24 protein-coding genes and 1 tRNA gene are annotated in these 23,359 nt (G+C 45.1%); 3 read left to right on the forward strand and 22 right to left on the reverse strand.

All coding sequences use genetic code 11. The features are described 5' to 3' along the window. Positions 1-75 precede the first annotated feature (75 nt). From ACTQ16_RS01685 to xerA, 11 genes are all read right to left on the reverse strand, one after another. Positions 76-879, reverse strand: coding sequence for a gluconate 5-dehydrogenase (locus tag ACTQ16_RS01685; RefSeq protein WP_153089633.1), 804 nt, complete (start codon positions 877-879; stop codon positions 76-78). Between the two features lie 168 nt (positions 880-1,047). Then, positions 1,048-1,863, reverse strand: a complete 816-nt coding sequence (locus ACTQ16_RS01690) for a FecR family protein (protein WP_441935815.1) — start codon at positions 1,861-1,863, stop codon at positions 1,048-1,050. Between the two features lie 17 nt (positions 1,864-1,880). Next, complete coding sequence (locus tag ACTQ16_RS01695; RefSeq protein WP_441935816.1) at positions 1,881-2,615, reverse strand: sigma-70 family RNA polymerase sigma factor; 735 nt, start codon at positions 2,613-2,615, stop codon at positions 1,881-1,883. Between the two features lie 84 nt (positions 2,616-2,699). After that, positions 2,700-2,770: transfer RNA gene (locus tag ACTQ16_RS01700), tRNA-Gln, on the reverse strand. A gap of 66 nt (positions 2,771-2,836) precedes the next feature. Continuing rightward, on the reverse strand, positions 2,837-4,138 hold the full coding sequence (gene tyrS / locus ACTQ16_RS01705; RefSeq protein ID WP_294971331.1) for a tyrosine--tRNA ligase: 1,302 nt from the start codon (positions 4,136-4,138) through the stop codon (positions 2,837-2,839). A 63-nt stretch (positions 4,139-4,201) separates the two neighbouring features. Next, positions 4,202-4,456: a membrane protein insertion efficiency factor YidD gene (yidD, locus tag ACTQ16_RS01710; RefSeq protein WP_153122004.1), complete on the reverse strand. Its 255-nt coding sequence runs from the start codon at positions 4,454-4,456 to the stop codon at positions 4,202-4,204. Beyond that, positions 4,453-4,902, reverse strand: a complete 450-nt coding sequence (rnpA, locus tag ACTQ16_RS01715; RefSeq protein WP_153122003.1) for a ribonuclease P protein component — start codon at positions 4,900-4,902, stop codon at positions 4,453-4,455. The genes yidD and rnpA overlap by 4 nt, the downstream gene beginning before the upstream one ends. A gap of 20 nt (positions 4,903-4,922) precedes the next feature. Next, positions 4,923-5,672, reverse strand: a complete 750-nt coding sequence (locus tag ACTQ16_RS01720) for a uroporphyrinogen-III synthase (RefSeq protein ID WP_153122002.1) — start codon at positions 5,670-5,672, stop codon at positions 4,923-4,925. 6 nt (positions 5,673-5,678) lie between these two features. Further along, positions 5,679-6,707 carry a DUF4271 domain-containing protein gene (locus ACTQ16_RS01725; protein WP_294971339.1) on the reverse strand — a complete coding sequence of 343 codons (1,029 nt, stop codon included), beginning with the start codon at positions 6,705-6,707 and terminating at the stop codon, positions 5,679-5,681. A gap of 20 nt (positions 6,708-6,727) precedes the next feature. Next, positions 6,728-8,002 (reverse strand): methionine adenosyltransferase, encoded by a 1,275-nt coding sequence (gene metK / locus ACTQ16_RS01730; RefSeq protein ID WP_294971342.1) that lies wholly within the window; start codon positions 8,000-8,002, stop codon positions 6,728-6,730. 147 nt (positions 8,003-8,149) lie between these two features. Next, a complete protein-coding gene (xerA, locus tag ACTQ16_RS01735) occupies positions 8,150-9,064 on the reverse strand; it encodes a site-specific tyrosine recombinase/integron integrase (RefSeq protein ID WP_295346942.1) in 915 nt (304 codons plus the stop codon). Positions 9,065-9,197: 133 nt separating this feature from the next. On the opposite strand from xerA, the gene aroQ reads away from it, so the two are divergent. After that, positions 9,198-9,620, forward strand: a complete 423-nt coding sequence (gene aroQ / locus ACTQ16_RS01740; RefSeq protein WP_153121998.1) for a type II 3-dehydroquinate dehydratase — start codon at positions 9,198-9,200, stop codon at positions 9,618-9,620. A 1-nt stretch (position 9,621) separates the two neighbouring features. Beyond that, a complete protein-coding gene (locus tag ACTQ16_RS01745; RefSeq protein ID WP_153121997.1) occupies positions 9,622-10,260 on the forward strand; it encodes an O-methyltransferase in 639 nt (212 codons plus the stop codon). Positions 10,261-10,422: 162 nt separating this feature from the next. Here ACTQ16_RS01745 and ACTQ16_RS01750 read toward each other — a convergent pair whose 3' ends face one another. From ACTQ16_RS01750 to pckA, 11 genes are all read right to left on the reverse strand, one after another. Beyond that, positions 10,423-11,652, reverse strand: coding sequence for an FtsX-like permease family protein (locus tag ACTQ16_RS01750; RefSeq protein WP_294971350.1), 1,230 nt, complete (start codon positions 11,650-11,652; stop codon positions 10,423-10,425). A 32-nt stretch (positions 11,653-11,684) separates the two neighbouring features. Further along, a complete protein-coding gene (rbfA, locus tag ACTQ16_RS01755; protein WP_153121995.1) occupies positions 11,685-12,020 on the reverse strand; it encodes a 30S ribosome-binding factor RbfA in 336 nt (111 codons plus the stop codon). Positions 12,021-12,043: 23 nt separating this feature from the next. Then, a complete protein-coding gene (gene murI, locus ACTQ16_RS01760) occupies positions 12,044-12,880 on the reverse strand; it encodes a glutamate racemase (protein ID WP_217760621.1) in 837 nt (278 codons plus the stop codon). Further along, a complete protein-coding gene (locus ACTQ16_RS01765) occupies positions 12,877-13,428 on the reverse strand; it encodes an OmpH family outer membrane protein (protein WP_294971354.1) in 552 nt (183 codons plus the stop codon). The genes murI and ACTQ16_RS01765 overlap by 4 nt, the downstream gene beginning before the upstream one ends. Positions 13,429-13,529: 101 nt before the next feature. After that, entirely contained in the window at positions 13,530-14,015 is a 486-nt protein-coding gene (locus ACTQ16_RS01770) for an OmpH family outer membrane protein (RefSeq protein WP_153121992.1), read from the reverse strand. Positions 14,016-14,109: 94 nt separating this feature from the next. Further along, on the reverse strand, positions 14,110-14,622 hold the full coding sequence (locus ACTQ16_RS01775) for an OmpH family outer membrane protein (protein WP_153121991.1): 513 nt from the start codon (positions 14,620-14,622) through the stop codon (positions 14,110-14,112). A gap of 11 nt (positions 14,623-14,633) precedes the next feature. Beyond that, the gene (locus tag ACTQ16_RS01780) at positions 14,634-17,270 is read right to left on the reverse strand and encodes a POTRA domain-containing protein (RefSeq protein WP_294971358.1); all 2,637 of its coding nucleotides are present in this window, start codon (positions 17,268-17,270) and stop codon (positions 14,634-14,636) included. Between the two features lie 54 nt (positions 17,271-17,324). After that, a complete protein-coding gene (locus tag ACTQ16_RS01785; protein WP_441935818.1) occupies positions 17,325-18,077 on the reverse strand; it encodes an isoprenyl transferase in 753 nt (250 codons plus the stop codon). A 1-nt stretch (position 18,078) separates the two neighbouring features. Further along, positions 18,079-18,768 (reverse strand): DUF6089 family protein, encoded by a 690-nt coding sequence (locus ACTQ16_RS01790; RefSeq protein WP_441935820.1) that lies wholly within the window; start codon positions 18,766-18,768, stop codon positions 18,079-18,081. Positions 18,769-18,781: 13 nt separating this feature from the next. Continuing rightward, on the reverse strand, positions 18,782-20,167 hold the full coding sequence (locus ACTQ16_RS01795) for a DUF6242 domain-containing protein (RefSeq protein WP_441935822.1): 1,386 nt from the start codon (positions 20,165-20,167) through the stop codon (positions 18,782-18,784). Between the two features lie 202 nt (positions 20,168-20,369). After that, positions 20,370-21,971 carry a phosphoenolpyruvate carboxykinase (ATP) gene (gene pckA, locus ACTQ16_RS01800; RefSeq protein WP_295346937.1) on the reverse strand — a complete coding sequence of 534 codons (1,602 nt, stop codon included), beginning with the start codon at positions 21,969-21,971 and terminating at the stop codon, positions 20,370-20,372. 396 nt (positions 21,972-22,367) lie between these two features. Between pckA and upp the strand changes: the two genes are divergently transcribed. Further along, entirely contained in the window at positions 22,368-23,027 is a 660-nt protein-coding gene (gene upp, locus ACTQ16_RS01805; RefSeq protein ID WP_294969339.1) for a uracil phosphoribosyltransferase, read from the forward strand. Positions 23,028-23,359 lie beyond the last annotated feature (332 nt).

Below are 23,359 nucleotides of genomic sequence, written 5' to 3' on the forward strand. Positions count from 1 at the left end.
ATAAAAATCCCATCCTCGCAATTTGTGCAAGGATGGGATTTTTTATTTAACTAACCTTGTGATAGGGTCCTTATCTTATTTAGGCTGCTTGCCGATGTAAGCCAAGATACCACCATCCACATAAAGGATGTGACCATTGACAGCATTAGATGCTTCAGAAGCCAGGAACACAGCTGGACCTTCCAACTCCTCTGGTTCCAACCAGCGACCAGCTGGAGTCTTTGCACAGATGAAGCTGTCGAATGGATGACGGCTACCGTCTGCCTGACGCTCACGAAGAGGTGCTGTCTGTGGAGTTGCGATATAACCTGGGCCCAAGCCGTTACACTGGATATTGTACTCACCATACTCAGAGCAGATGTTACGAGTCAACATCTTCAAGCCACCCTTGGCTGCAGCGTATGCAGAAACGGTTTCACGACCCAGCTCGCTCATCATAGAGCAGATGTTGATAATCTTACCATGACCCTTCTTGATCATGCCTGGGATAACTGCCTTAGATACGATGAATGGTGCAGTGAGGTCAATGTCAATCACCTGCTTGAAGTCATCTACTGACATTTCTGTCATAGGAATGCGCTTGATGATACCAGCGTTGTTAACCAGGATGTCGATAACGCCGAGTTCCTTTTCGATGTCAGCAACCATGTTCTTCACCTGCTCCTCATCTGTTACATCGCAGATATAACCCTTGGCATCAATACCCTTAGCCTTATAATCAGCAAGAGCCTGATCCATGTGATGCTGGCTGCGGCAGTTGAAAGCAATTTTAGCACCTGCCTTGGCATAAGCCTCAGCAATAGCGAAACCGATACCGTATGCGGCACCTGTCACGAGGGCAACCTTACCCTCCAATGAGAATAGTTTGTTAAAGTCCATACTTTTATATATTTATCAATTGTTTGATTTGTTACGAGGGCAAAGATACAAAATTATTTTGAATCTCGCTCTTAATCAATACGAAAGATGCGACCTTTTTACTTATTTTCTCATTTTATTGACTACTTTTCATAAGTTAGTCCCTTTTTGCGATGCTTTATCCAACACTTATTGTATCTGAACACCCAATGTTTCTTCTATTACCTGGATAACCTGTGGGATGGAATCTGTTTCGAAATCACCCGTCAGACGCTTACTCTCATCAGAAGCTGTATATTTGACACCTGACAGTTCTGTCAATTTCTCCAATACTTCTGATAGTGGTGTATTGTCGAAATGCAGTCGATGCGTAGCCCATGCCACATCATTGATATCATAATCAGCCAACAACTCAGGCTGGACAGCCCCTTTCAACAGACGTGCCCGCTTGCCTTTAATCAGGCAGACACCTTCAGCAGAACTGCGAGCCGTGAAAAGCACCTTTCCACAGGTTACCATTACTTCGGGAACATCCGTTCTTTCATCCACCATAAACTGGGTACCGAGCACTCTTACATGTCCATGCTCTCCCATCACATCGAAAGGATGCTGTTCATTATGCTTCACCTGATAATAGATGCAGCCCTTCATCTTCACCTTTCTGCAATCATCTTCCTGATAGGAAAGAGAAGAATGAGGCATCAATGATACCCTCGTTCCATCAGGCAGATGATATGCCACTACTTCCGATTCGGCAGAAAGCGTCACCGTCTTTGGCTGCAAAAGCGTATAGGCTCCTATGGTGAAGAGCACCAGAATAGATGCAGCCACAGCTATCCAGCGGATACGACGCATGCGTAAAGATACAGTTACTGCATGCGAAACCTCTTCATCAGCAATGCCAACCCGAGCCTTCACCTTCTGCAAGGCCTTCCTGGTATCCAGCTTGCCCGGCTGAAAATACTTCAGCACAAAATCCTGTTCGTTCTTGTTGATCTTCATCATCGAATCCCTTTCTTCCTTCAAAATTGTCCAGTAATAGATGCAAAGAGCGTATTGGTATGCTTATACTTCTCGATGCCATTATATCGCTTACCCTTCGTATAGCGGATATTGTTTCTGCCATTTTCGATATTGAAGTCGCTTGTCAGCCATCCCAAAGACAGAAACACGTCGCCCGAACGGAAGGTCAAAGCCGACTTGATGCGCCAAGCCAGCCATTTTCCGCCATGATTCCTCACGGTTCGGGTAGTTACATTGCCATAAAGCTCATCTGTATAAGATGCAGGATGCCCCACACCTTGTGCGTCCTTGATTTCTGTAAACTTCACCTTATCATTGTAAAATGGTGTGATGCAGAGTCCAGGCTCGCAATGCAGCATCAAGCCCGCAGAACGACGCTTGCTCATCAGGAAGATTTCCCTGCATCGCTCGGGCAATTTTTCGATAGCCGTCCACAGTTCCGCCTCCCGGAAAGAACTTTCCTGCGCCTGATTATCAGAGATTGTGCCGCTCAAGTCAGAAGGAGAAATCTCCGTATCTATCGGAGACTGGCGGCGCAACCGGTCAATGCAGGCATTACGCACAGAGGTATATAAGAAAGCCTTGATGTTTTCCGGCATGATGCTCCTGCTTATCAATTTCACAAAACAATCCTGCACTACATCTTCAGCCTCATCGATATCATGCAGATAATGAGTGGCATAAAGACATAGTGGACGATAATGCTGCTGAAATATCAAGTCTATCTCTTGCATAAACCTTTTCTACCTAAACTAAACTCTTATATAACAAAATAACCCTCCAAATCCGCAAAGACTTGAAGGGTTATTTATGACCTGTTGTCCCAGGCGGATTCGAACCACCACTGACAGAACCAAAAACTGTAGTGCTACCATTACACCATAGGACAAGCAAATCGGCTACAAAGGTAGTGGAATTTTTCTCCACTACCAAATATTTTCAATACTTTTAACGATTACTTAACGGTAATCAAGAAGTAGTTCTTCTTACCTTTCTGAACCAAAAGATACTTGCCGTCAATCAGGTCATCAGCAGTGATTACCTGGTCGAAAGCTGCGAGTTTCTCCTTGTTGAGTGAAACGCCACCACCCTTAACGAGCTTGCGCATCTCGCTCTTACTTGGGAAGATCTGCATACCTTCCTGGTTGAAGAGGTCAACAGCTGTACCACCGAGCAAGTTCTTGTCGAGGTCGTAGTGAGGTACATTAGCGAAAACATCGTTCAATGTAGCCTCATCGAGCTGTGCCAAGTTCTCCTTGGTAGCCTTACCGAAGAGGATGTTGCTGGCTGCGATAGCCATATCCAAGTCCTCCTGAGAGTGAACCATCACGGTAACCTCCTCAGCCAGACGCTTCTGGAGTACACGGCGACCTGGATCCTGCTTGTGCTCCTCTACGAGGGCATCGATAGTCTCCTTATCAAGGTCGGTAAAGATCTTGATATACTTCTCTGCGTCGTCATCGCTTACGTTCAACCAGAACTGGTAGAAAGCATAAGGAGTAGTACGGTTTCGATCCAACCAGATGTTACCGCTCTCTGTCTTACCGAACTTCTTGCCGTCTGCCTTGGTAATCAATGGGCAAGTGAGGCAGAAGCACTCTGCATCGTTACCCAATGTACGGTGAATCAGCTCTGTACCGGTAGTCATGTTACCCCACTGGTCATTACCTCCCAACTGGAGGCGCACGCCATACTTCTCATACTGATAGAGGAAGTCGTAGCCCTGAAGCAACTGATAAGTGAACTCTGTGAAAGACAAACCGTCACGAGCCTCACCATTCAAACGCTTCTGCACGCTATCCTTCGCCATCATATAGTTAACAGTAATGTGCTTACCTACCACACGAGCGAAGTCGAGGAAGGTGAAGTCCTTCATCCAGTCGTAGTTGTTTACCAACTCAGCCTTGTTAGGCTCATTACCATCAAAATCAAGGAACTTAGCCACCTGTTTTTTGATAGCTTCCTGGTTATGATAGAGAGTCTCAGAGTCGAGAAGATTACGCTCCTGGCTTTTGCCAGAAGGGTCGCCAATCATACCTGTAGCACCTCCAACGAGGAGATAAGGTTTGTGACCACAACGCTGCAAGTGACGCAACATCATGATACCGCAAAGGTGACCGATGTGCAGAGAGTCTGCAGTAGGGTCTGTTCCGAGATAGGCAGACACCATGTGGGTGTTAAGGTATTCCTCAGTACCTGGCATAATCTGCGCCAGCATACCACGCCATTTCAATTCTTCAACAAAATTTTTTGCCATCGAATGTGATTTCTTTATATATTATATAATATGTATATGGGGCCCAACGATACAGTCGGAAACTTACGGCACGGGGTCATAGCCCGAACCACCCCAAGGGTTGCATCTCAAGATACGCCATATAGCCAAAGCAAGTCCTTTGAAAGGACCATGCTTCAGAATGGCTTGTCTCGCATATTCTGAGCAAGTGGGCTGAAAGCGGCACGATGGTGGCGTATAAGGGGTTATGCACTTCTGATAGAAGATGATTGGTAGCAACAATCCCCACATCAATGCTTTTTTAATACCAAGCATTAAAGAATGCAACAACTTTCTCATAAACCAGGCTCAGCACAAGATGATTTCTTCACTCCCGTTTCATTTTGCAATTTCTCAACCAATCGCTTCATCTGCTGATGCATCTTGGCATTGATTTCAGCCGATTCATGCAATTTTCCATCTTGCCAAATGAAAGCCACAAGCAATTGCTTACCAGACAGTTCCTTCATCTGTTCTTCCAAAGCCATCTTGTTATAGCGGAAAGCCTCACGAATTTGTCGCTTCACTCTATTACGTTTAACAGCTCGCTTAAAAAAGCGTTTGGAAACACTGATCAGTACCTGCACCGACTGCTCCTGCTCTTCCTTTTTGTCTACCAGTAAATATACCATTCGTATAGGCCATGCCGTCATAGCCTTGGCATGTCCCTTAAAGAGCAAATCTATCAGCAGATGCTTGCATAGATGCTCGTTTTTTCCGAATGTGTATATTCCTTGATCCGACATATTTACAATTCTCTAATAATCTATTTATTATGACGTTTCAGATAATCCTTCAGCGCTCCTGTCATAGAAGGGAATTCCTTGGTAGGAGCCTCCAAGTCAAGGCGGAGATTTTCATCTGCCACAGTCTTGGCTGTAGCTGGTCCAAAAGCAGCCAAGGCTATATTGCCCTGTTCAAACTTAGGGAAATTCTTCTTGAGGGCCTTTACACCTGTTGGACTGAAGAAAACCATCATGTCATAGTCGAAGTTCTTTATCTCCTCTTCTGTAAAATCATTACTTACAGTACGATACATCACACACTCTGTGTGCTTCAACTTCTTCTCATCAAGCAAGTCCTTGATATCATCATTATGAACGCAGCTCAATGGAACAAGATACTTTTCGGTCTTATGACGAGCCATCTGTGCCATCAAACCGTCAATCTTACCTGTATCGCCAAAGAAAACCTTGCGCTTACGATACTGCACGTACTTCTGGATGTAGAGCGCAATCGTCTCGATGACACAAAAGTATTTCATGTCTTCAGGGATGGTAATGCGCATTTCTTTTGCCAACTTAAAATAGTTGTCTACTGCATGGCGTGAAGTAAAAACCACGGCAGTATAGTCTAACAGATTAATCTTCTGCTGACGGAATTCCTTAGCTGTAAGTCCCTCAACCTTAAAGAATGGGCGGAAAACACATTCCACGCCGAATTCCTTTTCAATATCAAAATAAGGAGACTTCTCACTTGCTGGTTTGGGTTGAGAAACTAAAATCTTCTTTACCATTTTGTCTTAAAAGTTTATTTTCAGATAATGACTTATCAATACGAGTCCACCCCATAGGGCAAACAACGGTACCACTTCGAGGGCACAAAAGTACAAAAATATTTGCAAAAACACACCATTTCTTTTAAAAAAGATTAGATATGTCTTGTAAAACGATAATATTTTAACTATTCCTAGTACTACTAGCGTATAAATGACCGCCACCTGAAGCGAAAAATCAAAATACGACAGCAGCATCACCATAGGGAACAAAGCCACCCCTTCACAGGATATCAGAAAGAGGTAAGCTTTAAGCCATTGTACATTTTTTTTCTTATCAAAGAACACCCAACCCGATATGCTATAGAGGATTGCCTTCATTAGGAAATATCCTCCCACGCATCCCGCATATATACTTATCACCTGATATTGCTCGATGGTAAAAGTATCGCTGATAGAAGCCTTGGAATAGATGAAATATCCTATAGCTATCAGGAGACACGTCTGCAATACGAAGAAGAACTGGAATCTGATTTCATTACTTGTCTCCGATATCTCAGTTGTTCCCAACGATGGGGTACGGAAGAAAGTCTTTGCCTGCCGCAGAATGAGTTGCTTGGTTTTAGCGAATGCCACACAAGCCATCACAAAACAGAGCAACAAGAGCGAGGTAATGAAATTATCTCCTGCCACCGTATAGGGTACAGGATCTCCCGCAACACCTAATCGGCCACCTTTCAGTTCTGGGTGAAACAATGAATCCTTAGAAAAGAATGATTCGCGATAATACTGTGGTAAACTGACATCTCGAAAACTCTTTCCTGGTTTATGTCCTGGTAGATGCAACGTGTCGGGCATTTCGCTCCAGTGTATTTGACTAGGTTTAATGTGCGCGCGTATCATTGAATCTTGCTGAGCAGGGGTTGCATTCTTTGGCAGCCAACTCAGCACCTGTTTGGGTGTGAGTTGGCTGCCATGTTGCTTCTGCACCTGCTGCTGTTCTGCAGCCTCAAGTGCTGTTTCTGCTGTCAATATCGAATCTGCTTGTTGCACCATTCTTTATATTTATCCTTTCCTTATAGTCCGAATGCTTTCTTTATTTCGTTTACCTTGTCAAGTTTCTCCCATGTGAAAAGTTCAACCTTCATGGTCTTTGCCTCATGGTAACGGCTGGTGAAGGTCTTCTCTACTACTTCGTTCTTACGTCCCATGTGACCATAAGCAGCAGTCTCAAAGAACATTGGCTGGCGCAATTTCAATTGGCGCTCAATAGCCTTTGGACGGAGGTCGAACATCTCGGCAATCTTCTTGGCGATTTCACCATCTGTCATATTCACATGACTTCTGCCATAAGTGTTCACATAGATGCTTACAGGTTCTGCCACGCCGATAGCATAACTTACCTGTACCAACATTTCGTCTGCAACACCAGCTGCTACCATATTCTTGGCGATATAACGAGCTGCATAAGCAGCAGAACGGTCTACCTTACTAGAGTCCTTACCTGAGAAGGCACCACCACCATGAGCACCCTTACCGCCATAGGTATCTACGATAATCTTACGACCTGTAAGACCAGTATCTCCATGAGGACCACCAATAACGAACTTACCTGTTGGATTTACAAAGTATTTGATATCATCGTTGAAGAGAGCCAACACCTTATCGCTCAAGTGTGTCTTGACACGTGGAATCAAGATATTGAGCACATCCTCACGAATCTTAGCCAGCATAGCCTCATCGTCATCCTCACCATTTTCCTTCTTGATGAAATCATCATGCTGGGTAGAAACAACGATGGTATCGATGCGCTGTGGAATATTATCATCAGAGTACTCGATAGTAACCTGACTCTTGGAGTCTGGACGAAGATAAGTCATCACCTTGCCTTCCTTACGGATATCAGCAAGTACTCGCATGATGAGCTGTGCCAGGCCAAGTGATACAGGCATGTAGTTTTCGGTTTCATTAGTAGCATAACCGAACATCATACCCTGGTCACCAGCACCCTGATTCTCATCTTCCTCACGACATACGCCACGGTTGATGTCATCACTCTGCTCATGAATAGCAGTAAGAATACCGCAAGAATCACCATCGAACTGATATTCGCTCTTGGTATAACCAATCTTCTTGATGGTCTTGCGTGCTATAGTCTGCAAGTCTACGTATACATTAGAACGCACCTCGCCCATGATGACAACCTGACCAGTAGTACAAAAGGTCTCAATTGCACAGTGTGAATGGTCATCGTATGCCAGGAACTGGTCTAGCAATGCGTCTGAAATCTGATCAGATACTTTATCTGGATGCCCTTCAGAAACTGATTCTGATGAAAACAAATATGCCATATTTTCTCCTTTATTTTCTATTAATTATTGATATTCATTTATTTGCGGCTGCAAAGTTACGCATTTTTTTTCAGATTCTGCTATTTTCTATAGAAAAAACGAGCATTCTGAGGACCATGTGACTACATTTTCCTCAGAATGCCCGATTTACTTCTTGATATTACGTGGATGGTGTTTCAATATAGCTTCACGAAGGTCGGAAGTTTCTATATGAGTATAGACTTCTGTCGTTCCGATATCCTCATGTCCAAGCAAGTCCTGTATAACTCTGAGATCAGCCCCTCCCTTCAACAGAGCTGTGGCGAAACTGTGTCGCAGAGTATGCGGCGAAATCGTTTTTTTGATACCGGCATCCTGTGCTGTCTGCTTGATCATGACAAGGATCATGGTGCGTGTGAGATGGGCACCTCTACGGTTCAGGAACACATAGTCTTCTTCGCCAGGTTTTATCTTCATGAGATTCCGGTCAATATACCATAAGTTGATCTCCTTCAATGCCTTACCCGAGATAGGCACAAGTCGTTCCTTGCTTCCCTTTCCAAGAACACGGATAAACTTTTCTTCCTCAAACACATCACTTTTCTTGAGGTAAACCAACTCAGACACCCGAAGACCGCAAGAGAAGAGAGTTTCTATAATCGCCTTGTTGCGCTGTCCTTCCCATTTGGATAAGTCAATGGCACCTTCCAGGGCATCCACTTCTTCCACGGAAAGATACTCAGGCAAGTGCTGTCCTATCTGAGGAGAAGGCAAGAGTTCCGTAGGATCATCCTTTATATAACCGTCGAGTACCAGAAAGCGATAGAAAGAACGCACGCCACTCAGAATACGGGCTTGCGAACGGGCTCCTATCTTCTTATCATGCAAGCTGGCAGAAAAGGTTTCCAAATCTTCCAATCTCATTTCCAGAAGCGACTTGTCATTCTCTTCTCCATATTCTATCAGGAATTGCAGATCATGACGATATGCCTCAAGCGTATTGAGCGAGTAGCTGCGCTCCAACTTGAGGTACCTCATATAATTCCTGATAAAATCATTACCCATTTTCTTGTCTGTTTCCATTTTTATTCTTACCTTTGCATCTGAAAGCAGAGAATTGATGCTCTTTGTCTTTTCTTCATTCAAGACATCGAGTCTGCTCTCTGCCGCAAAGATACAAAAAAATATTGATTTAGAAAATAAAAATCGATTGTTTATGAAAATACAAATCATCAATGGTCCAAACCTGAACCTCTTAGGTGTTCGTGAACCAGGCATTTATGGCAGCAATTCTTTCGAGAGTTACTTACCTCAGTTAAAGGCTAAATATCCTGATGTTGAGATAGATTACTATCAGAGCAACATCGAGGGTGAGCTTATCAACAAATTACAGGAAGTGGGATTCTCTTACGATGGAGTAGTTCTCAATGCAGGTGCCTATACCCATACAAGTATTGCCTTGCAAGACTGCATCCGGAGTTTGAAATGTCCTTGCGTTGAGGTTCACATCTCCAACGTGCACAAACGTGAAGAGTTCCGCCATCATTCTTATATTTCCTGCGCTTGCCTCGGAGTCATCTGCGGTTTCGGTCTGGCTTCTTACGACCTTGCCATTGCAGGAATCATAGCCAATCAATAATATGACAGAGACAGAACTTATCGACAAATACATCTGCCAGCATATTGAGCCAGAAGGCGATTATCTATACCGTCTTTACCGGGCCACGAATATCCACACCATCCACGGCCGTATGGCAAGTGGTCACATTCAGGGTCGTCTGCTCAAGATGCTTGTACAGATGATACGTCCTGAAAATATTCTGGAAGTAGGCACTTTCAGCGGCTATAGCGCCATCTGTCTGGCGCAGGGGCTGCAGGAAGGCGGCAAGTTATACACTTTCGAAATCAACGACGAGATGGAAGATTTCACCCGTCCCTGGATAGAAGGTTCGGATGTTGCCGACAAAATAGACTTCCGCATCGGAGATGCCAATGTAGAAGCGCCCAAGCTGGGAGTGATGTTCGACATGGCTTTTGTGGATGGCGACAAGCGCACCTATATCGAGACATACGAAATGGTGATGAAGATTCTGAACCCTGGCGGATATATCCTTGCAGATAACACATTATGGGATGGACATGTTATTGACCCTGCCTACGACCGTGACCATCAGACCAAGGGCATCCGTGCCTTCAACGACCTGATTGCCAACGACCCCCGTGTAGAAGTGGTGATTCTGCCGCTGCGCGATGGTTTGACACTCATCAGAAAAAAATAAGAATAAAAAAGAAGAGGGGGTGTCATAAATATCTTGCTTAGGGTATAGATAAGGCACGGATTACATGGATTTATGCTGCTAATGTAAGTAAAGCGATTATCATCTCATAAAAAATCCGTGTAATCCGTGCCTAAAAACTGCAAAGGACAAAATTTCTTTCTATTAACTCAAAAGTCTTTTACTCAATGCCCGTACCGGATACCATACGGCAAGCCATCCCACGGCGATGACCGTAACAAAGATGATAGCCACATCTGTATAATGTACGCTGACCGGATAAGCATCCACGATAAACGAGCCTTCAGATTCACCCAGACGAACGAAACCATACTGCTGCTGTAAGAGACAAAGCAACAATCCCAATCCGATACCTATCACGGCACCAATCACGGCAATCATACGTCCTTCGAAAAGGAAGACTCTCGTAATCTGCTTATCATTGGCACCCAGATTCCTCAACGTCACCACATCATTCTTCTTGTCAATGATGAGCATCGACAACGAGCCGATGATATTGAAGCAAGCCACCACCAGGATAAAGGTCAGGAAGATATATGCCATCAATTTTTCGATTGACATAATCTTAAAAGTATCTTCCTGCTGTTCAAAGCGGTCGAGCACCTTATACTTGGTACCGGCTATCTTCTGCATCTCTGCCTTGACGGCATTCAAATCGCTTCCTTCCTTCAAACGGATTTCCAGATCGGAGAGCATTCCTTGCTGTCCGAAGAGATTGCGTGCGAAGGCTATGGAGGTTACGATGTAGTTCTTGTCATATTTCGACTGCCTTACCGAGAAAAGCACACCAGGCGAATTGAGCGAATCGGCAACAAAGCCCTCTCCAGGATTCGACAAATCCAACTGTCCTTCTTTCTTTGGAGCATAAATCTTGAGATAACCATCCCATTGAGCTCCGATACCCATGGTTTGCGCCAGCCTGATACCCAGGATACCATATTCCAGGTTTGCCGCATGAAGAGAGTAAGTGCCGTCTCCATACAAGATATCAGTAATGTGCGACAACTCTGAGAAGTTATCTTCCACACCCTTAATCTTAACCATAGCCTGCTTGCCCTGATAGATAGCCAACGCCTGATCCTCTACGGTTTCCGTAGCCACATCCACTTCTGGCAGCAAGCGAATCTGGGTTAGAATGGGATCATCAGAAGGGGCTGTCTTTCCCTCCACAGGCACAACCTTGAGCTGTGGATCAAAACTCGTAAAGAGCGATGCCACCAGGTCATGAAAACCGTTAAACACGCTCAATACGATAACCAAAGCCATCGTAGCCACAGCCACACCAATCACAGAGATAGAACTGATCACGTTGATAACGTGTGTGCTCTTCTTTGAGAAAAGATACCTACGAGCTATAAAGAATGGAAAATTCATTTGTCTTTTTACCTTTTTACTCCTTTACTCTTTTACTTTTTCAAGAGTTCGTCGATATGCTCCAGATAGTCCAGACTATCATCCAGAAAGAAACGGAGCTCAGGAATGATACGCAACTGGTTTCTCACCTTTCTACCCAAGTCGAAACGGATAGTCTTCTCGTTGGCATTGATATTCTTCAATATCTCCTCACCCTTCTCTGATGGGAACACACTGAGGTAAGCAGTACAGATGCTGAGATCCGGACTTACTCTTACCTTTGTAACACTTACCATCACACCGTGCATCATGCGGGTCTGTGACTGGAAAATAAGACTCAACTCCTTCTGGAGAAGTCTTGATATACGGTTTTGTCTTGTTTCTTGCATAATTCTTAACTATTAATTATAAATTATTCCAGGTCTACGTGGGTAGCATTTACCTGCTCATGCAGGAAGATCATCGCAGACTCTTTAAATTTTTCCTCACTTTCTGTAGTCAGATACTGGCAGGTTCCACCCTTCGTAACCATCTGTTCCATGTTTGGATGACGTTTCAGATAATCCTTCAGGCTGTTTGCTACATACTGTCCCTGCGGCACAACCCTCACCCCGTCAGGAATATTCTTCACGATGCTGCTCATGAGCAGCGGATAATGGGTACAACCCAGAATGATGGTATCAATATCAGCATCCTTGCGCATCAACTGATCGATACGTTTCTTGACGAAGTAATCAGCACCAGGGCTATCCGCTTCATTAGCTTCTACGATGGCAGCCCACAGAGGACAAGCCACACCATTTACCTCTATGTCTGGCCACAACTTACCTATTTCCATCTTGTAGCTCTCACTCTTGATGGTACCTTCCGTGGCAAGAATACCCACATGCCGGCTCTTGGTGAGTTCGCCAATCACCTCGGCAGTTGGTCGGATAATACCCAGCACGCGACGATCCGGATCCAATTCCGGAATATCCCTCTGCTGGATGGAACGCAGGGCTTTAGCCGATGCCGTATTGCAACCCAGGATAACCAGATGACAACCCATTGAGAACAGCTTGATAACCGCCTGGCGGGTAAATTTGTATACAACCTCGAAGGAACGGGAACCGTAAGGGGCACGGGCATTATCGCCCAAGTACATATAGTCATACTGTGGCAAGAGCTGGCGCAATCCATGCAGGATGGTAAGACCGCCATAGCCCGAATCGAAGATACCGATAGGTCCCGGATTAGATGGTAACATCATTTAATTTTCTCCTTTAGTGCTTCTGTAATATCCACACCCATCTCAGCACTCAGATAAGGAGTGGCATTGTTATCGGTATTGAGAATGAAAGCAAATCCGTTCTCCTTACCTATCTGCTGTAAGGCAGCATTCATCTTTGCCTTTAATGGAGCATAAGCCTCCTCCTCTGCCTTTTTCAGAAGACGGGCAGCCTCAGCCTTGAAGGCAATATTCTTCTCCATCAACTCACGCAGCTCAGCCTGTCTTTTCTCAAAGATAGACTTGGCATAAGAGCGCTGGCCATCAAGAAATTCCTCATACTTGCTGTTAAACTCGGTCTCAACACGCTTGGTTTCTTCATCGTATTTGCCACGGAGTTCGTCCATATTATGCTTGGCTATGGCATAGCCAGGCATGGTATGAAAAACCTGCTCAAAACTGAAGTAGCCAAATCGCAATACCGGCTGGGCAGCAGTAGTTGCCTGTTGTGCTCCCACCGCTGGATTCTGCTGGGCAGAAGCCGAGAGTGCAAAGAGAGCGAAAGCCAAAAATAAGAGATTCTTTTTCATGATGCGTGATACCTTATTATATTATATATGAATATACTGGATGATAAATAAGGGCAGGCACTTGTGCCTGCCCTCAGCTTACTATCGAATGAACCGATTGATTACTTAATCTTAGCCTGAACCTCCTTGGTTACATCAACCACGTTGGTACCTGTATAAACAGCAGAACCTTCCTCGAAGATGTAAGTATAGTTACCAGCCTTACCTACTGCCTCGATAGCAGTACGAACCTTAGCTACGATAGGCTGCATGAGTTCGCTGCTCTTCTTCTGCAACTCCTGCTGACCATCCTGGTAAGCCTGCTGAATCTTCTGCTGAAGACCCTGCAATTCAGTTTCCTTCTGCTGCTTAGCAGTAGCGTTCATGGTGCTGGCACCCTTCTGGTACTCGTCAGCCTTGCGCTGGAACTCGTCCTGCATAGCCTTGAGGTCGTTCTCCTTCTGCTTCTGGAGAGCTTCCATCTCGCCGTTAGCCTTAGCAACATCTGGCAAAGACTGCATGATCTGCTGTGTATTTACCTTGCCAAACTTCTGTGCCATCATTGTCATTGGTGCACAAAGCATCAACATTAAAATAAGCTTTTTCATTGTTTTATTTCTTTTTGATTATTAATTCTAATTCATGTTCCCATGCCGCCTTGCAAGCGCCATACGTTCACTATCGGCTGCAAATTTACAATTATTATTTGGAATAACCTAATTTTTGGAGCACTTCGTTGCTAATATCTACCTTTGGCGAAGCAAAAATGATACCATTGTTGCTGGCACGGTCTATTACCAGTGTATAACCACGCAAATCTGAGATTTCCTTGACGGCATTATAAATCTCTTCCTGGATAGGTCCCATCAATGCCTCACGCTTTTTATAGAGCTCGCCTTCAGCCCCGAAATATTTCTTTTTCAGGTCGCTTGCCTCTTTCTCTTTCTGCATTATGGCATCCTGCTTAGCCTTCTTCTGCTCCTGTGAGAGGAAGACCACTTCGTTCTGGTAGTTTTTGTACAGAGTGCTAGCCTCCGTATTCAGGGCTTCTACCTCAGCCTGCCAAAGAAGACTAGCCTGGTTCAACTGCTCGTTGGCACGCTCATAAGCTGGAATATTCTTCAGGATATATTCCATATCTACCAATGCGTATTTCTGCGCATGTGCTGAGATGGCTGCTACAGCCATCATCAGCATCAATACTATTTTCTTCATAAGATTTATCTTTAGAATTCCTGACCCAAGATGAAGTGGAACTGGCTTCCACCCTTCTTATACTGGCTTCCGTTCCAAACCTTGTCGAAACCGTATGCCCAGTCGATACCCATCAAACCTACCATTGGCAGGAAGATACGAACACCCACACCGGCACTACGCTTCATGCTGAATGGGTTGAAGTCCTTGGTATCATACCAGGCGTTACCAGCCTCAACAAAGGTCAAACCATAAATGGTGGTATTACCCAGGAGGAATGGATAACGGAGCTCCAGTGAGAAGCGGTCGTAGGCATAAGCATAGTAACCTGTGCTGCGGCCGTATGATACAGAACCGTTCTCATAACCACGGAGACCGATAGTTTCCTCACCATAATATGATGAATAACCGCTCATACCGTCACCACCCACATAATAGGTCTCGAATGGACTCTTCTTGTACTTGTTGTAAGCACCGAGCAAACCGAGTTCTACACGGGTCATCAATACGAAGCACTTCTGCCCCTCTGTGAGTGCTGTATAAGTCTTAGACTTGAACTTCCACTTGTGATACTCAATCCAGCGATACTTCTCCTGCTGCTCCATTGAATAGGTGGCAGACTGAGAGTTGTTTGCCAGATTCTTGTAGTCCTTGTTGTCGAACGCACTCCATGGTGGAGTAAGGTTGACGCTTGCCTCGAACTCAGAACCTGTACGTGGGAAGAGCTGGTTGTCGGTTGATGTACGGTTCAATGCGATGGTCAAGTTCAAGTTGTTCGCATTACCGTTGGTCATCAACATATAGCTCCAGTTCTTCATCATGTAGCGCTGGTAAGCCAACTGTACAGACAAGGTGAAGTAATCATCCGGCCAACGGAGGCGCTTACCCCAACCGAGGCTCACACCCACCATCTGGATGTACTTGTCTGGATCGTAATAGTTCTCGTAGTTATTATAGTAACTGGAACCATAACCATACATATAGCTGTAATAGTTGTTCATGTAAGCACTATTGTAATAGTTGCTTGACACGTCGGTACTCTTACTGTAGTATGCACCTACGCTGAACTGGATAGGACGCTTGCCACCAAACCAGTTGGTAGAGTAGCTTACGTTGTAGCTCTGATAGTAGGTACCGTTGGTCTGTGCACCGATACTCAGCACCTCACCATCACCGATAGGCATGATACCACGGTGCTCCTTGTTCTTGTTGAAGAGGTTTGCCATGGAGAAGTTGTTGAGCTTCAAGCCCACACGTCCGATGACACCCGTCTGACCCCAACCGAGCGAGAACTCAATCTGGTCGTTACTCTTCTGCTCCAGGTCCCAGTTTACATCCACCGTACCATCCTCAGGATTAGGCCTTACATCCGGGTTAACCTTCTCAGGATCAAAGTGTCCCATAGAAGCCAACTCACGTGCCGAACGCAGCAGGGCATCCTTAGAGAAAAGGTCACCTGGCTTGGTACGGAGCTCACGGCGTACTACGTTCTCATAGAGACGGGTATTACCGTTGATACGTACATGGCTCAGATAAGCCTGAGGTCCTTCTGTCACGCGCATCTCCAGGTCGATGGAATCTCCGTCGATATTGATTTCGGCAGGATTGATGTTAGAGAACACGTAACCATTGTTATAATAGAGGTTGGAAACCGCATCATCGTCCTCATTGAGTCGCTTTTTCAGCAACTTCTGGTTATATACATCACCCTTCTTCATACCCAGAATGCGATCCAGGTCGAAGGTATTGTATACGGTATTACCCGACCATGTGATATTTCTCAGATAATATCTCTTGCCTTCAGCCACCTTGACGTATACATTTACATGCTTGTCATCAAAGTTGCTCACGCTGTCTTCCAGAATCTGTGCATCGCGATAACCGTACTCGTAGTATTTCTCGATCAGTTTCTCCTTATCTTCCTTCCAACGCTCAGGTGTAAACTTCTTGGATTTGAAGAAAGTGGCAAACTTACCAGCCTCATGAGTCTTGGCAAAGGCACCCTTGGAGAAGAGTCCACCCTTGATCTTCCTGTCGCTCAGCTGCTCGTTACCGTCGATGGTAATCTCGTGTACCTTGATTTTTTCTTTCTTGTCTACTATCACATCAAGGATTACCTGTCCCTTGTTTGCCACGTCATCACGCTGGTTAATCTGGATGTCGGCGTTCTTGAAACCCTTGTCGTCGAAGTATTTCTTGGCAAGAATCTTGGCACGGTCCAGCATGTTAGGAGTAACCTGCGTACCCTTCACCATGCCGAGTTTCTGCTCCATGTCTTCACGTTCGCTCTTCTTCAAACCGATGTAATTGATGTTTGAGATACGAGGGCGAACAGCCAGATAGATGTGGAGATAGAGTTTCTCACCCACGATAGAGTCGGCAGCAATAGCAACCTTCGAGAAGAGTCCATGCTTCCAGTAACGCTTGACAGCAGTAGTGATGTCGTCTCCAGGTACAGTAATCTCGTCTCCTACTGTAAGTCCGGAGATACCAGTCAGCACATAGTCTTCGTATCCTTCCACACCTGATACATTGATGCCACCCAGTTTCAACGTACGGGGTGTACCAGCATAAGAGATGTCGGGATTAACGATCTTATCTTGTGCCTGAATCTGCATACTTGCCATAACGCCTAGCAGCAGGATGAAAATCTTTCTTAGCTTGTTCATTTATACCTTATTATATATAATGTATTTTCGTTTCTTATATTGGGGGGTGTTTTTTTACTTTTCTTCCTCTGCCTCTACCTGAGCCTCAGTCTTGCCAAAGCGACGCTGGCGAGCCTGGTAACTCGCAATAGCCTTGTGCAGGCACTCCTCGTTGAAGTCTGGCCAGTAAGTATCGCAGAAATACAACTCTGAATATGCAATCTGCCACAACAGATAGTTGCTGATACGCAACTCGCCACCTGTACGGATCAGGAGGTCTGGGTCTGGCATGAAGTTGGTCTCCAGATGCTTCTCAAAGTTCTCCTCGGTCAGCATCTTCTCCACTTCCTCATAGCTGATGCCCTTCTCCATGGCTTCCTTCACGGTTTCCTTCATCGCCTTCATGATTTCCCATCGTGAAGAATAGCTCAGGGCTACCACCATGGTCATGGCATCATTCTTGGCAGTATGATCCATTGTTTCCTGCAACTTATCCTGCACCGCCTGTGGCAATCGCTTCATATCGCCTATCACCTGGAAACGTACATTGTTCTTCATGAAGATTTCATCTTCCAGTGAAGACAGTACCAGTCCCATCAAGGCAGAAATCTCGTCGGCAGGACGGTTCCAGTTTTCGGTAGAGAAGGTATAGAGGGTAAGGAATTTCACACCCAAGCGAGTACATTCTGAGGTAATGCAACGCACTGCGTCCACTCCTGCCTGATGACCATAACTGCGGTTCTTGCCTCTTTCTGTTGCCCAGCGTCCATTGCCGTCCATGATGATGGCGATGTGCTCAGGTATTCTGTTCATATCCAAGTTGTCCATATTAATCTTCTTTATTACAAGTTCTACATTTTGCACTGAAACTATAGGTCAGCGACACCTGCAGCGTTGAGTAGCAGTCGGTATTCTTGAAAGCTCCGCTACTGCTTACCCAGTAAGGGTCTTTCACCCCATCCAGCTCATCGCTCAGCGAGAAATGGATGGTCCAATCCAGTCCTACGTTCAGTCGTTCACTTACTTTATATTTTGCGCCTATACCCAGGGGGATATTGGCGGTAAACACATTCTTTTCGCTTCCCGTCGCATAGGTGGCTCCCAGACCACCAAAGATGAACGGCACCAGCGGCTTGGCTCCCCGATAATCTCTACCCGTACCGTATGGCCAGAAGTTATACTCGAACACGAAGCTGGCATCTACCAGCGTATTGTTAAACGAGTAAGGCAGCCCGGCATAGTCAGGGAAATAAGAATCCACATTGTCAGAAGATCCTTTTATCTTGCCAAAGCCAATATTCAGCCGCAGATCTTTGTATGGGTCGATATTATATCGTCCCACAACGGCAGCCATCGGCTGCATATTCTTGAAAATGCTGCCATTAAAGTCGCCCTCATACGCTATAGTACCTATGCCCGCACCTATCTCCAATCGATATTGCGGGTCATCCTGCGCTTGCGCCTTCTGAACGGAAAGCAAGCTGATGAGAAGCAACAGGCTGCATAAGTTACGAATCATGACTACATTTCAGTTATTCAAAAATAGTCTGGTCCTTGCGCCAGCCATCACGATTGAAGCGGCCTTTCCAGACATTACCACCACGAATCAGCCAATAGTAATTGTTGGCATCACGACAGAAACCGATGCTGCTGTTAACGTTAAAGGTAAAGGCTGCAGGCAGAGTAACCAGAGAGTCAACCTTCCAGCTAATTCCGTTATCCTTGCTCTTATACCATTTGCCATTGCTGCCCACAGCAACAAAGCCTGTATCTGCTGCACAGGTCAATACCTGATCCATCATCGGCATCTTGTATGGCTGATGGCGGTCGAGTTCGAAGTAATTCCACTCATTGTCAGCAGCATCAGCATCATTGTCTACTACGTGGTTCCAGATAGTAGCGATAGAGTCGCCATAACTCTTGTCACGAGTACCCATCAGCATGAGATATTCCACGTTCTTGGCAGAGCGAATGCTGGTAGAGCACATAGAGAGATTATTTGTTGGCAGATAATCAACGCTCTTGTCAAGCGCCAAAGCAGTCCAGCTGGCACCCTGATTCTTTGAAACAGAGATACCGGCAGCAGTATAGGCATAAAGGTTCTTGCTGCTGGCGCCTACCATCAGTTTGAGAGAAGCATCGCTTCCCTTCTCCTGCCAGTTGCAGCCATCTGCAGAAGCATATACCTTTCCGTCTGACAAGATATAGAGGTTATTACCCATAGCCACCGCATTCTGATAGTCATCCGCACCGAAAGCGATATTGGCGGTAATCTCCTGCCATCCCATACCATCGGTATTGGCAGTCTTGTAAATCTTCAATCCCTCAGCATTCTTGCCGAATACATAGATATTGCTGCCCAGCGAAACCATCTTCAGATGGCTGAGCTGAGAGAGCACAGTATTCTGCTGAGCCTTCTCCTGCCAGTTGAACACATCACCCTTTTCCTGATGGATGTTTACCTTCACGGTATATGTAGCATAGGCAGTAAAGTCGTTGTTGTAAACACGGATGAGTCTTGGCTTGGAGAAATTGATAGAGTCTGTGCTGGAATAAGTGATAAGCGAATCAGTCTTATCAATATCCTGCAACACGACAAGGCTACTATTCTTGCTTGTAATAGTAGCCAGCATAGCCGAATCCCTCACACCGCATGGTAAGGAATCGACATTATAGATCTGGCGTGTAGCCTGATCAATATAAAATTTATAATTAGCGCCTGCCACAACAGCTTTATACAAGGAATCCTTGGTACCATCCTTGGTCTTGCCCCACTGATCGAGTAATCCCAGAGAAAACGCCGTAATAGCAGTATCATGTGTATATTCTACATTTAAATCATCGTCGCTGCTCAAACATGAAGAGAGCGATAAAGTAGCTGCCAGCAGCACTACGAAAGCTAAAAACTTCCTTTTCATTCTATCCAATTTTTCTTTTTAGCTGCAAATTTACAGAGAATTCTTCAAAAACTCGCCCTTTTCTCCTTATTATTATGCAAATTATTCATTTTAGGCGCATTTTTTAAGTTTTTTAGTGATTTAGAAGATTAAAAACGAAGAAATCCCGCTTCTCTTGCGAGAAAACGGGATTCCATATTGAGTATGAATTCGAAGAGTCGAATTAGAGCTGTGGACCAGCAGCAACGAGAGCCTTACCAGCCTCATTGTTTGTATACTTAGCGAAGTTCTTGATGAAACGAGCAGCCAAATCCTTAGCCTTCTCCTCCCACTGAGAAGCCTCAGCGTATGTATCGCGTGGATCCAAAATCTCAGTAGCTACACCTGGCAACTCTGTTGGAACCTTGAAGTCGAACATAGGGATCTGCTTTGTTGGAGCCTTGTCGATGTCACCGTTCAAGATAGCGTCGATGATACCACGTGTATCGCGGATAGAGATACGCTTGCCAGTACCATTCCAACCTGTGTTAACAAGGTATGCCTTAGCATTGTTCTTGTTCATCTTCTTAACCAACTCCTGAGCGTACTTTGTTGGGTGCAACTCCAAGAATGCCTGACCGAAGCAAGCAGAGAATGTTGGAGTAGGCTCTGTGATACCGCGCTCTGTACCAGCCAACTTAGCTGTGAAACCAGAGAGGAAGTAGTACTGTGTCTGCTCTGGAGTCAGGATAGATACTGGTGGCAATACACCGAAAGCATCAGCTGAAAGGAAGATAACCTGCTTAGCAGCTGGAGCAGAAGAACCTGGCTGGATGTTGTTGATGTGGAAGATTGGGTAAGAAACACGAGTGTTCTCTGTTACGCTCTTATCAGCGAAGTCAATCTTACCATTAGCATCTACAGTTACGTTCTCGAGGAGAGCGTTGCGCTTGATAGCGTTGTAGATATCTGGCTCAGACTCCTTGTCAAGGTTGATAACCTTAGCGTAGCAACCACCTTCGAAGTTGAATACACCATTGTCATCCCATCCGTGCTCATCGTCACCGATCAACTTACGCTTAGGGTCTGTTGACAATGTAGTCTTACCTGTACCAGAAAGACCGAAGAAGATAGCTGTATTCTCACCGTTCATATCGCAGTTAGCAGAGCAGTGCATAGAAGCCATACCCTTCAATGGCAAGAAGTAGTTCATCATAGAGAACATACCCTTCTTCATCTCACCACCATACCATGTGTTGATGATAACCTGCTCCTTAGATGTTACGTTGAAAGCAACGCAAGTCTCAGAGTTCAAGCCGAGCTCCTTGTAGTTCTCTACCTTAGCCTTAGAAGCGTTGTAAACAACGAAGTCTGGCTCGAAAGCCTCAAGCTCCTCAGCTGTAGGACGGATGAACATGTTTGTTACGAAGTGAGCCTGCCAAGCAACCTCAACGATGAAACGAACAGCCATACGTGTATCCTTGTTAGCACCGCAGAAACCATCTACTACATAGAGGTTCTTGTTGCAGAGCTCCTTAACAGCGAGATCCTTAACAGTACCCCAAACCTGCTCTGACATTGGGTGGTTATCGTTCTTGTACTCATCAGTTGTCCACCATACAGTGTCCTTAGAGTTCTCGTCCATTACGATGTACTTATCCTTAGGTGAGCGACCAGTGTAGATACCTGTCATAACGTTAACTGCACCTAACTCTGTCTGCTGACCTACCTCGTAACCCTCGAGACCAGCCTTTGTCTCCTCCTCGAACAACTGCTCGTAAGAAGGATTGTGAGCAATTACTGTAGCACCAGTAATGCCGTACTTTGTCAAATCTAACTTTGCCATTTTTTAAATGTATTTAAGTTGTGAAATATTTATTCTGAAACTTATCCTTTTTTTATTTTGGATTCTCTAACGAACCCCTTTTTCCTAAAACCGCCGCAAAGTTACGAAAAATATGTTTTATAACAAAGATTCTCGCATATAAATAATGTATTTTAAAATCTTTTTTGGTTAAAGAAATTAAAATCGCTCCATTTCGTCTATAATTTGCCACGTTGACTTTGCAAATATTCGTTGCTGTTCAGCATCCAGAATCCCCATCTTTTTGTGCCAACCCACCTATTTAATATATATAGCTTCAGAAAACGAGGAAAAAAGTTGCCCAAACATTTTGTAGTTTCCATGATTTGCATTATCTTTGCATAAGATAAAAACAACAGAATAAAAATACTACAACTTATGAAAATAAATAATCTGAGCGAGCACAATTGCATCATCAACCGCTATCTGGCAGAGATGCGCGACTGTGATTATCAAAAGAACCGACTCCTCTTCCGCAACAACATCAAGAGAATCGGTGAGTATGAGGCTTTCGAGATTTCAAAGACTCTGAATTACGAGAACAGAGACGTGACTACCCCGCTCGGTGTAGCCCAGGTTAATTTCCCTACAGACAAGATTGTCATCGGTACTATCTTCCGTGCCGGACTTCCTTTCCACGAGGGTTTCCTCAACATCTTCGACCATTCAGGCAATGCCTTTGTGAGCGCCTACCGCGAATATACCAACAAGGAGCATACTGAGGTAGGCGTACATATCGAATACCTCGCCACACCTGATCTTACGGATAAGGTGCTCATCATCGCCGACCCTATGCTGGCTACAGGCATCAGCATGGAGTTGGGCATGAAGGCGTTCCTTACCAAGGGAAATCCTAAGCATATCCACGTGGCTTGCGTCCTTGCCGCTCCAGAAGGAATCGAGCATGTCAAGAAGACCTTCCCTGAGGATAAGACAACCATCTGGTGTGCATCTATCGATGAGGGACTGAACGAGCATAAATACATCGTACCAGGCTTCGGTGATGCGGGCGACCTCTGCTACGGAAGCAAGCTCTAAAGCGAAAAGTGGCTGTATAGAAAGCCACTTTCCTTTTTACTCTTCACTCTTCACATCTCGGCGTTAACCCATTAAATATCAACACATTAAACAGGTGAAGAGTCAGATTTCACTCTTCACCACTCTTCACCACTCTTCACCTTATGCAAGGTATAAACGCGGAGCCGCTTACTTATCACGAAGCTCAGCCATCATTGAAGACAGATATTGGTCATCATAGATGACTAAACATAGTTTAAATAAAAGGGGTTACACCCTCAAAAAGAATCAGGTGAAGAGTGGTGAAAAGTGGTGAAGAGTCGGGTTTGCCTCTTCACGCACAATACCCATTG

It is taken from the genome of Prevotella sp. LCP21S3_D2, from assembly GCF_052118345.1.
GTDB lineage: Bacteria > Bacteroidota > Bacteroidia > Bacteroidales > Bacteroidaceae > Prevotella.

Bases quoted from the DNA above. Each gene is read 5' to 3' on its own strand.
- ACTQ16_RS01685 (WP_153089633.1), bottom strand. From the start codon at position 879: ATGGACTTTAACAAACTATTCTCATTGGAGGGTAAGGTTGCCCTCGTG.
- ACTQ16_RS01690 (WP_441935815.1), bottom strand. From the start codon at position 1,863: ATGATGAAGATCAACAAGAACGAACAGGATTTTGTGCTGAAGTATTTT.
- ACTQ16_RS01695 (WP_441935816.1), bottom strand. From the start codon at position 2,615: ATGCAAGAGATAGACTTGATATTTCAGCAGCATTATCGTCCACTATGT.
- tyrS (WP_294971331.1), bottom strand. From the start codon at position 4,138: ATGGCAAAAAATTTTGTTGAAGAATTGAAATGGCGTGGTATGCTGGCG.
- yidD (WP_153122004.1), bottom strand. From the start codon at position 4,456: ATGAGAAAGTTGTTGCATTCTTTAATGCTTGGTATTAAAAAAGCATTG.
- rnpA (WP_153122003.1), bottom strand. From the start codon at position 4,902: ATGTCGGATCAAGGAATATACACATTCGGAAAAAACGAGCATCTATGC.
- ACTQ16_RS01720 (WP_153122002.1), bottom strand. From the start codon at position 5,672: ATGGTAAAGAAGATTTTAGTTTCTCAACCCAAACCAGCAAGTGAGAAG.
- ACTQ16_RS01725 (WP_294971339.1), bottom strand. From the start codon at position 6,707: ATGGTGCAACAAGCAGATTCGATATTGACAGCAGAAACAGCACTTGAG.
- metK (WP_294971342.1), bottom strand. From the start codon at position 8,002: ATGGCATATTTGTTTTCATCAGAATCAGTTTCTGAAGGGCATCCAGAT.
- xerA (WP_295346942.1), bottom strand. From the start codon at position 9,064: ATGGAAACAGACAAGAAAATGGGTAATGATTTTATCAGGAATTATATG.
- aroQ (WP_153121998.1), top strand. From the start codon at position 9,198: ATGAAAATACAAATCATCAATGGTCCAAACCTGAACCTCTTAGGTGTT.
- ACTQ16_RS01745 (WP_153121997.1), top strand. From the start codon at position 9,622: ATGACAGAGACAGAACTTATCGACAAATACATCTGCCAGCATATTGAG.
- ACTQ16_RS01750 (WP_294971350.1), bottom strand. From the start codon at position 11,652: ATGAATTTTCCATTCTTTATAGCTCGTAGGTATCTTTTCTCAAAGAAG.
- rbfA (WP_153121995.1), bottom strand. From the start codon at position 12,020: ATGCAAGAAACAAGACAAAACCGTATATCAAGACTTCTCCAGAAGGAG.
- murI (WP_217760621.1), bottom strand. From the start codon at position 12,880: ATGATGTTACCATCTAATCCGGGACCTATCGGTATCTTCGATTCGGGC.
- ACTQ16_RS01765 (WP_294971354.1), bottom strand. From the start codon at position 13,428: ATGAAAAAGAATCTCTTATTTTTGGCTTTCGCTCTCTTTGCACTCTCG.
- ACTQ16_RS01770 (WP_153121992.1), bottom strand. From the start codon at position 14,015: ATGAAAAAGCTTATTTTAATGTTGATGCTTTGTGCACCAATGACAATG.
- ACTQ16_RS01775 (WP_153121991.1), bottom strand. From the start codon at position 14,622: ATGAAGAAAATAGTATTGATGCTGATGATGGCTGTAGCAGCCATCTCA.
- ACTQ16_RS01780 (WP_294971358.1), bottom strand. From the start codon at position 17,270: ATGAACAAGCTAAGAAAGATTTTCATCCTGCTGCTAGGCGTTATGGCA.
- ACTQ16_RS01785 (WP_441935818.1), bottom strand. From the start codon at position 18,077: ATGGACAACTTGGATATGAACAGAATACCTGAGCACATCGCCATCATC.
- ACTQ16_RS01790 (WP_441935820.1), bottom strand. From the start codon at position 18,768: ATGATTCGTAACTTATGCAGCCTGTTGCTTCTCATCAGCTTGCTTTCC.
- ACTQ16_RS01795 (WP_441935822.1), bottom strand. From the start codon at position 20,167: ATGAAAAGGAAGTTTTTAGCTTTCGTAGTGCTGCTGGCAGCTACTTTA.
- pckA (WP_295346937.1), bottom strand. From the start codon at position 21,971: ATGGCAAAGTTAGATTTGACAAAGTACGGCATTACTGGTGCTACAGTA.
- upp (WP_294969339.1), top strand. From the start codon at position 22,368: ATGAAAATAAATAATCTGAGCGAGCACAATTGCATCATCAACCGCTAT.